General features: G+C 60.6%; 10 protein-coding genes. 2 read left to right on the top strand and 8 right to left on the bottom strand.

Annotated elements, in window-relative coordinates; all coding sequences use genetic code 11:
• Positions 1 to 115 precede the first annotated feature (115 nt).
• The gene (locus QZ522_RS16300) at positions 116 to 562 is read left to right on the top strand and encodes a DUF4174 domain-containing protein (protein WP_294613992.1); all 447 of its coding nucleotides are present in this window, start codon (positions 116 to 118) and stop codon (positions 560 to 562) included.
• A gap of 14 nt (positions 563 to 576) precedes the next feature.
• On the opposite strand, the gene QZ522_RS16295 is transcribed toward QZ522_RS16300, so the two are convergent.
• The 4 genes from QZ522_RS16295 to QZ522_RS16280 all read right to left on the bottom strand — a co-directional run bounded on the left by QZ522_RS16295 (position 577) and on the right by QZ522_RS16280 (position 4,364).
• Entirely contained in the window at positions 577 to 1,095 is a 519-nt protein-coding gene (locus QZ522_RS16295; protein WP_294613989.1) for a hypothetical protein, read from the bottom strand.
• Positions 1,092 to 1,991 (bottom strand): winged helix-turn-helix domain-containing protein, encoded by a 900-nt coding sequence (locus tag QZ522_RS16290; protein WP_294613986.1) that lies wholly within the window; start codon positions 1,989 to 1,991, stop codon positions 1,092 to 1,094. The genes QZ522_RS16295 and QZ522_RS16290 overlap by 4 nt, the downstream gene beginning before the upstream one ends.
• Before the next feature lie 5 nt (positions 1,992 to 1,996).
• The gene (locus tag QZ522_RS16285) at positions 1,997 to 3,997 is read right to left on the bottom strand and encodes an acetyl/propionyl/methylcrotonyl-CoA carboxylase subunit alpha (RefSeq protein WP_294613984.1); all 2,001 of its coding nucleotides are present in this window, start codon (positions 3,995 to 3,997) and stop codon (positions 1,997 to 1,999) included.
• A 148-nt stretch (positions 3,998 to 4,145) separates the two neighbouring features.
• Complete coding sequence (locus QZ522_RS16280) at positions 4,146 to 4,364, bottom strand: hypothetical protein (protein ID WP_294613981.1); 219 nt, start codon at positions 4,362 to 4,364, stop codon at positions 4,146 to 4,148.
• On the opposite strand from QZ522_RS16280, the gene QZ522_RS16275 reads away from it, so the two are divergent.
• Positions 4,363 to 4,566, top strand: a complete 204-nt coding sequence (locus QZ522_RS16275; protein ID WP_294613978.1) for a hypothetical protein — start codon at positions 4,363 to 4,365, stop codon at positions 4,564 to 4,566. The genes QZ522_RS16280 and QZ522_RS16275 overlap by 2 nt on opposite strands.
• 159 nt (positions 4,567 to 4,725) lie before the next feature.
• On the opposite strand, the gene QZ522_RS16270 is transcribed toward QZ522_RS16275, so the two are convergent.
• From QZ522_RS16270 to QZ522_RS16255, 4 genes are all read right to left on the bottom strand, one after another.
• The gene (locus QZ522_RS16270; RefSeq protein WP_294613975.1) at positions 4,726 to 5,085 is read right to left on the bottom strand and encodes a hypothetical protein; all 360 of its coding nucleotides are present in this window, start codon (positions 5,083 to 5,085) and stop codon (positions 4,726 to 4,728) included.
• A 648-nt stretch (positions 5,086 to 5,733) separates the two neighbouring features.
• Entirely contained in the window at positions 5,734 to 5,877 is a 144-nt protein-coding gene (locus QZ522_RS16265) for a hypothetical protein (protein WP_170925183.1), read from the bottom strand.
• A 223-nt stretch (positions 5,878 to 6,100) separates the two neighbouring features.
• Positions 6,101 to 6,493 (bottom strand): DUF6497 family protein, encoded by a 393-nt coding sequence (locus QZ522_RS16260; protein WP_294613971.1) that lies wholly within the window; start codon positions 6,491 to 6,493, stop codon positions 6,101 to 6,103.
• Positions 6,490 to 6,825 carry a hypothetical protein gene (locus QZ522_RS16255; RefSeq protein WP_294613967.1) on the bottom strand — a complete coding sequence of 112 codons (336 nt, stop codon included), beginning with the start codon at positions 6,823 to 6,825 and terminating at the stop codon, positions 6,490 to 6,492. Before QZ522_RS16255 ends, QZ522_RS16260 begins: the two co-directional genes overlap by 4 nt.
• Positions 6,826 to 6,872 lie beyond the last annotated feature (47 nt).

The following is a 6,872-nucleotide window of genomic DNA, read 5'->3' as shown; positions in this document are numbered from 1 at the left end:
ATGTTGCTCGCGAATTTCTGACCATCGCATGAATCGTAAAATTTTCTGCACCTTCCGAGATTGACTCTTCGCAATCGCGGCCATGCCCCCTATATCTTGTCGGGTAGGAGAACCCATGAAACCTTTATTTTCCCTTGTTTTTCTGGCTTTTATTGCCACATTCGCAATCGCGCAGGACACCCAGAAAGACCCGGTGGACTCCCCCATTCTGGATGGAACCACGGCCAATTTGAATGAATTTCTATGGATTAAACGACCCTTGATTGTCTTTGCCGACACACCTGCCGATCCGCGATATGTCGAACAGATGGGATATATCACCGAGCGGCTTGACGTGCTCGACGAACGCGATGTGGTGGTGCTGACGGATACTGATCCTTCGGCCAGATCAGACCTGCGCAAGACGTTGCGCCCGCGCGGATTTTCCCTTGTTCTGGTGGGCAAGGACGGGGTCATATACCTGCGCAAACCGGCGCCCTGGCGGGTGCGCGAGATCACCCGCAGCATCGACAAGCTTCCGGTGCGCCAGCAGGAATTGCGCGACCATTCAAGCGGTAGCTGAAACAGGTCCGCCATTCACCCCGCCCCCATGGCAACGATCAAAAGCCCTAATTTCGGCTCGAGCAGCATCAAGCTGCCGCTCGCCTCGTCAAAGGCCAGAATTGCACCCCTGGTGTCGATCGCATGGCGAAACGCGCTTTCGGTGATCTCCCCCATACAATCGCGCCCCTCAAGACCCGTTCGGCGCAGGCGCATGCCGAGATCCCGCTTGTGATTGACCAGCCCTACCATCGCCTGATCCGGCGTCTCGCCGGGCTGCACCAGGGCCGCACGGCCGCGCTGCCCCAGAACGCGAACCATCTCACCCGCGCTTCCGGTCAGCGGCATGGCGGCCTTTACCCCGCCACTCCTGACCTCATAGACGGCCGCAGCACAACCGCTTGCGGCCTCAAAGGCCAAGGTCTCGCCGAGACTGAACCACTGGTCCAGCCGATCCCTCTGGGCCGCCTCCTCATCGCGCGCGCAGGCCATCGCCAGTGCCATCAGCACCAGCATCCCTGTCGCGTTTCGCAAAGGGGCGGCGACCCGGATCATTCGAAATAGCTTTCTTCGACAACGGCCACCTTGAATGCTTCAGTGACGCGACACCCTACCTCGTGTACGACCATCAGCTTGGCAAGCTGCGGCCCGTCCACAAGCACGATCCGAGCGCCCAGTTTTTCAGCCGTCGCACGAGCATTCGGACTGAATGACGAGGTGGTGACAAATATGCCTTTGGTCACATCCTTGAGGCCTAGAGCGCCGTAGAAATCCCGTATCGCCCCTGATCCAATTGGGCTTCCTGCCTGATAGCGCTTGGCTTGAACATAGACCTGATCTACGCCCAGAGGATCGAGGTTTATTACCCCATCCACCCCATCATCACCGGATCGGCCCAGCACATTACCAGCGCTCGCCCCATACCCATATCCCATCTGCAAAAGCAGATGGACAATCACACCTTCAAAAAAAGCAGGTTCAGCCTCGCGCAACCGAGCTAGCAAATCTGCCGCTAGGGCATCATTGATCTGCTCATAGGCACCACGCATCGCTTCATCAGGTGTTGTTGGCATCGGCTCGGATATAGCGGCAGCGTCCTCGCTTGCGGCATTGGTGCGCGATTTGAACTCCAGAAACGGATCGTAACGTTCCAGAAATTTGGCGTCGATCCGCTCTGGATCTTCTGCCAGAACACGTCGCCCCTCTTCCGTGATTTCGAAGTGTCCTCGCCGTGTGTTACGCAATAAACCGGCCTGTTTGAGGTAACTGCGCGCCCAATGTACCCGGTTCGCAAACCTTGCCTGCTTGCCGCTTGGCAGTAATTCGGACCTCTCACCCTCGCTAAGCTGAAATGCCTCCTCAAGTCGCGTGACCGCATCCGAGATTTTCACCTCGCCTGACGCGGCCAACTCTAGCACCGGCTTCATTAAGGATTGATAGTCCGGAATCATCTCGCTTATTCGAACTCCATGATCACATCGTCAACCGCAAGGCTGTCGCCCGGCCCCGCGTTGAGTTTGGTCACAATGGCCTTTTTCTCGGCCCGCAGGATGTTTTCCATCTTCATCGCCTCCACAGTACAAAGCGCCTGCCCCTCCTGAACCTCGTCGCCCACGGCGACATTGACCTTGACGATCAGGCCCGGCATCGGACAGAGCAACAGCTTCGATGTATCAGGCGGCAGTTTCTCAGGCATTAACGCGGCCAGTTCGGCCTGACGCGGGGTGCGCACATGCACCTTGAGATCCGCACCGCGCGACCGGATCCGGAAACCGCCCGACACCTTGCCGACCTTCAATACCAGCGGCTTGCCATCCACCATCAGCGTGGCAAGCTGATCGCCCGGCGTCCAGTCGCTGGTCACCCGAAGGGTATCGCCATCCTCAAAGCCGACCGTCGCCCCGGATTTATCGGCCGCAACGGTCACGGCAAAGCTATGACCCTGAAGCGACACCACCCAATCCTCGCCGACGTGGCGTTCGTGATTGTCCATGCGTCCGGACACGCGGGTGCGGCGGATTTCGGCGACACGGTGCATGGCCGCACATGAGGCCGCAATCGCGCGCAGGGCGTCATCTCCAAGGCTGACCCCTTCAAATCCATCGGGATATTCTTCTTCGATAAAGGCCGTGGTCATCTCACCGGCGACGAACTTGGGGTGATCCATCACCGCACTCAGGAACGGCAGGTTATGGCCGACGCCTTCCATCTCGAAGCCATCGAGCGCATTGCGCATGCCTTCGATCGCCTCGGATCGGGTATGGCCCCATGTGCACAGCTTGGCGATCATCGGGTCGTAATACATGCTGATCTCGCCCCCCTCGAAGACGCCGGTATCGTTGCGCACCACAGCCCCCTCGATGGCAAGTTCCTGCGGCGGGCGATAGCGGCTCAGGCGACCAATCGAGGGCAGGAACCCGCGATAAGGGTCTTCGGCATAAAGCCGGCTTTCCACCGCCCAGCCGGTCAGCTTGACGTCACCCTGCGCAAGGCCAAGCTTTTCGCCATAAGCGACGCGGATCATCTGTTCCACAAGATCGACCCCGGTGATCAATTCGGTCACCGGATGCTCGACCTGAAGGCGGGTGTTCATTTCGAGGAAATAGAAATTGCGTTCGCCATCGACGATGAATTCCACGGTCCCGGCCGACGAATACCCCACCGCCTGCGCTAGCGCGACCGACTGTTCGCCCATGGCCTTGCGGGTGGCCTCGTCAAGAAACGGGCTCGGGGCCTCTTCGATGACCTTCTGGTTGCGGCGCTGGATCGAGCATTCCCGCTCGCCCAGATAGATGCCGTTGCCATGGCTGTCGCAGAGCACCTGAATTTCGATATGGCGCGGTTGGGTGACGAATTTCTCGATGAAAATCCGGTCGTCGCCAAAGCTGCTGGCCGCCTCGTTCTTGGAGCTTTGGAACCCCTCACGCGCCTCCTCGTCATTCCAGGCGATCCGCATGCCCTTGCCGCCGCCGCCGGCACTGGCCTTGATCATCACCGGATAGCCGACCTCGTTGGAAATCTTGACCGCGTCCTCGGCATCCTCGATCAACCCCATATAGCCCGGAACGGTGCTTACGTTGGCCTCCTGCGCGATCTTCTTGCTGGTGATCTTGTCACCCATCGCCTTGATCGCCCCGACCGGCGGCCCGATAAAGGCGACGCCTTCGGCCTCGAGCGCCTCGGCGAACTTGGGGTTTTCGGACAAAAAGCCATAACCGGGATGCACCGCCTCGGCGCCGGTCCGGCGAATGGCATCCATCACCTTGTCGATCACGATATAGGATTCACTGGCCGGTGCGGGGCCGATGTGAACCGCCTCATCGGCCATGCGCACATGCAGCGCGTTGCGGTCCGCATCCGAATAGATCGCCACCGTCTTGATACCCATGGCCCGTGCGGTCTTGATCACCCGGCAGGCAATCTCCCCACGGTTCGCGATCAGGATCTTCTTGAACATCTTACGTCCCTTCTTTTCGGTTCTTGGCCGCGCGTCACAGCGCACGGATCTGGCATAAAAAAGACCACCGGCGCATTAAGCGCCGATGGTCCGGGTCACAGCATCACGCAACGCGGGCACATGGCCCGGCGCGCGGCTCAAATTCTGGTTAGTTGCAGCGGCTTGGATAGGCCTGACAATAGACCACGTTGCCCGCAGCCCCGACAGCCGCGCCAGTGATGACGCTTCCGCCCACCGCAGCCCCGGTGATCGCCCCGGCCCCGCCACCCAAAAGCGCCTGCTCAGGGATGGTATCGCCGCAGGCCGCAAGTGCGACAAGGGCGAGCGCCGCGAGCGCCGGGGCAGTTTTGCGTTGGATCGTATGCATGTTGGATTTTCTCCTGAATTGCGCGATTTTATATCACGCCCACTCAACGCCAAATCCGGCGGCGCGTCAAAGCGATCCGCTTTCAGCACACGCGGATCGGCAAGCCGCCGCCGAAACCGGCACAGCCCTGTCGCGAAAGAAAAACCGGGCGACCTGCGCCAGCCAGCACAGCGCCGCCCGTAAGGGGAAGGGTAACGGATGAGACGTTGTGTCAACGCCCCTTGGGGAAGGGCATCCATCACTAGGATCACCCTGACAAGATCGCGCTTTGGGGCCAAGCCGAAATGCTGCGGTGCAACCACATCGGCTGCATCCCGCGCGTTTCCACGACTCGTGCGCAATTTCATGCCGATCCGCGCCATCACTCGTCGCCCCGTCCGCTAAAGACTTCGGGGAAAGAGGCCCGCGCAACGGCGACATCAATCACCAACAGGGCCTCATAGCTCTCGGGATCAAAGTTTTCTTCGACGGGCTTGACCTCGCGCCCGAACAGCCAGGCCAGACGCCCGGCATCCAGATTGCCGCGTTCAAACGGCTGGTCGCCAAAATGTTCCCAGAGCGCACTCAGAAACCCCGTATCAGCGCGCCGGTCTGCCGGTCTGCGATCGCGAAACCGCTCACGCGCGGTAAGCGGCGTGGCGCCCTTGGGATTGGCGCGACGGATGACGAATTGAAAATCAGAACCCGGAAGACGTCCGGGGAAACCGCGATGCTTGATCATGATGTGGCCCTCACTGCGGCAGTAAGAGCCGTCACCCACCCCGCAGCCGCCTGCAGGATGGATGAGTGATTATGAAATTTGTGCTGCTGTCTATGAGCTGCCAGCACCTGGCCCAGGACCGGCGCCTGATCCCGGTCCCGCCCCCGGTCCCGGCCCGGCGCCCGGTCCAGCCCCGGTTCCCGAACCTGTTCCGGGGTCCGTCCCCGGATCGGTCCCCGGATCCGTACCGCCCGTGCTCCCCCCAGAGGTTCCACTGGCTCCGCCAGCATCGACACCGGAAGCGGCACCCGCGGCTGCGGCCTCGGGCGAGACACAAAGATCGCCGGACAGGACCAGCCCCTCAGGGCAGATGGCCTCGCCGTATTTTGTGAAACCGGGCTGGACGCCGACAGGTGGCGGTGGTTCCTGCTGGCCACAGGCCACCAATCCAGAAATTGCGGCAAAACAGAATGCTGTTCTTGTTTTGTAAAGCATAAGTCTTCCCCTTCAGGCTTAATATGCTGCCCGTGATTCAAATCACCGACAGGACAAGTATCTGACTTCGGAAGACGGCCGCGTTGACCTAGGTCAATTGCCTTTCGCGTCTTGGCCCACTGTGCCAAAAGCGGGACAGGCGCTGTCGCCTGTCCCTGTATCACCTTGATAAGGTTACTTGTATTTGCCGGTGATGACCGGCTCAGTCGAAATCGGCTCGGGCTCGACAACGACGAATTCTTCCTGTGCGGGCTGTGCGCAAGCTGCGACAAAGGCCACAAGGCCAATTGCGAGAACGCTCTTGATGCTGTTCGACATGTATTTCTCCTGTCTCTCTTGTCTATGGAAACGGGCGCCAACGGAACATGCGTCCCTAGCCGCCCGCCTGGCGAGGTTAGGGTTACTTGGGTGCAACCGGACTCCATCATAGCCGGATTCTCGAAAAATGAACACGCGCCATGGGCGAACACTTGCTCATGTGACGCCAAAGCCTCATTCTGGCACCTACGTGAACTGTGTCTATCAACATCTTGTGTTTGCATCAAAACATCTCCCAGATGCAGGCCCCGTCTTGCACGCTATAGGCCTCGAAAACCTGTGTTACCTCGGGATCGAACACCCCGAATTCCGATGGCCTGTCGGCCAGTGAGACGACGATCCGGCTTGGCATCGGCCCGATCTCCGGCAGGCGCGTCACGGCGTAGTTCTGACAGAGATAGTCCAGATCTCCCATCACGGCCTCAAGCGCTGCCTCTCCGCCCGTAAACCCTTCTGCAACAAAGCGAAACCGATACGTCAGCCCCCCGCCGGGGCGATCCGTCAGCACCTCCTGAAGCCGCGCATCAAGCCCCGATGGCAGCAGCAGCGCCTCCTCCTGCGCCGCCGCTGCCTGCTGGACAAGGCACAGCGCCAAAACCAGCCCCGCTCCCTTCATCTCGCCCTCCGCTGCCATCGCGCGCGATTGGCCTCGTCGTCAAGCACCGCCGCGATTCGCGCCTCGGCATGGGCACGGTCAAACCGCCCCCGCACCTCTCCTCCCGCGACCACCTCAAGCCCCCCTGCGGTCCGCGTCACCCGCACCGCCGGGACAAAGCCGCGCAGTCCCTGCAAGGCCCGCCACATGTCCTGACGCACCTGATGCGCCAGGAAACGCCGCCCGCCCCGCGGCAGGACCGTCACCACCGCCAGATCGAACCGCACAGGCCAGCGCCGCGCCACGACAAGCGCTCCCGCCTCCTCGACCTCATGCCAGCGATCCCGGCCCATGCCCTGTCCATCCCCCTGTTTCTTCTTGCCCTAAATATCCCGGGGGT

The organism is uncultured Roseovarius sp., from assembly GCF_913054395.1.
Classification (GTDB): Bacteria; Pseudomonadota; Alphaproteobacteria; order Rhodobacterales; family Rhodobacteraceae; genus Roseovarius.
Note: the sequence above shows the minus strand (reverse complement) of the source record. Positions and strands in the feature narration are given on the sequence as shown.

Excerpts from the sequence above, each read along its gene's own strand:
- QZ522_RS16270 (WP_294613975.1), bottom strand. The coding sequence starts at position 5,085 with ATGATCAAGCATCGCGGTTTCCCCGGACGTCTTCCGGGTTCTGATTTT.
- QZ522_RS16290 (WP_294613986.1), bottom strand. The coding sequence starts at position 1,991 with ATGATTCCGGACTATCAATCCTTAATGAAGCCGGTGCTAGAGTTGGCC.
- QZ522_RS16280 (WP_294613981.1), bottom strand. The coding sequence starts at position 4,364 with ATGCATACGATCCAACGCAAAACTGCCCCGGCGCTCGCGGCGCTCGCC.
- QZ522_RS16260 (WP_294613971.1), bottom strand. The coding sequence starts at position 6,493 with ATGAAGGGAGCGGGGCTGGTTTTGGCGCTGTGCCTTGTCCAGCAGGCA.
- QZ522_RS16255 (WP_294613967.1), bottom strand. The coding sequence starts at position 6,825 with ATGGGCCGGGATCGCTGGCATGAGGTCGAGGAGGCGGGAGCGCTTGTC.
- QZ522_RS16275 (WP_294613978.1), top strand. The coding sequence starts at position 4,363 with ATGTTGGATTTTCTCCTGAATTGCGCGATTTTATATCACGCCCACTCA.
- QZ522_RS16285 (WP_294613984.1), bottom strand. The coding sequence starts at position 3,997 with ATGTTCAAGAAGATCCTGATCGCGAACCGTGGGGAGATTGCCTGCCGG.
- QZ522_RS16300 (WP_294613992.1), top strand. The coding sequence starts at position 116 with ATGAAACCTTTATTTTCCCTTGTTTTTCTGGCTTTTATTGCCACATTC.
- QZ522_RS16265 (WP_170925183.1), bottom strand. The coding sequence starts at position 5,877 with ATGTCGAACAGCATCAAGAGCGTTCTCGCAATTGGCCTTGTGGCCTTT.
- QZ522_RS16295 (WP_294613989.1), bottom strand. The coding sequence starts at position 1,095 with ATGATCCGGGTCGCCGCCCCTTTGCGAAACGCGACAGGGATGCTGGTG.